Source organism: Streptomyces flavofungini, assembly GCF_041028215.1.
GTDB classification, from domain to species: domain Bacteria; phylum Actinomycetota; class Actinomycetes; order Streptomycetales; family Streptomycetaceae; genus Streptomyces; species Streptomyces flavofungini_B.
Window position 1 is genome coordinate 1 of the sequence record NZ_JASKYR010001500.1, and the last position, 620, is coordinate 620.

Genomic DNA, 620 nt, shown 5'->3' on the forward strand with positions numbered 1-620 from the left:
CACCAGCACCCCGCAGGGGGATCGCATCAGCCCCCGCAGAGGGAACACACCAGCCCCCCGCAGGGGAAACGCACAAACCCCGGCAAGGAACCCCACCAGCTCCCCGAAGGGCTGACGCGGTTCCGGTGGAGGGCTCGGCCGAACGGGTGTTGGCCGATCATGGGAATCGCATCGACTCTGGGGGCCGTGGGTGCCGCCGCCCTGCTGACCTTGGGCTCGGCGGCCACCGCCACCGCCGCTGTCAGCCCCGCGCACAACGACGACGGCGTGATCTGGGGGACCGTCGTCTCGGGGCCGGACCTGAAGGTCAGGGACGAGCCGAGCACCTCGGGCCGGATCGTCGCGGAGCTGCCCAGGGGCAGTGAGGACCGCGTCGACTGCGCGACGCGCGGCACCGCCGTCCACGGCGACTCGCTCTGGTACTGGATGACCGGCGTCGGCGGCTGGGTGAGCGCGGCGTACGTGGACACCCACGGATGGCACGTACCGAGCTGCACCTCGAAGGACCCGTGCCCGAAGTGGAAGGACCGGGACTGTCACGAGCCGTGCGCCTACAGCAGGCACTGACGCCCGGCAACCGCTGACGTCCGGCAACCGCTGATGTCCGGCAACCGCTGACC

1 protein-coding gene is annotated in these 620 nt (G+C 71.3%); it reads left to right on the forward strand.

The genetic code is table 11. From position 1 onward, the window contains the following. Window positions 1-159: 159 nt before the first annotated feature. On the forward strand, window positions 160-567 hold the full coding sequence (locus AB8Z36_RS41880) for an SH3 domain-containing protein (protein WP_369218547.1): 408 nt from the start codon (window positions 160-162) through the stop codon (window positions 565-567). The last annotated feature ends 53 nt before the right edge of the window (window positions 568-620 follow it).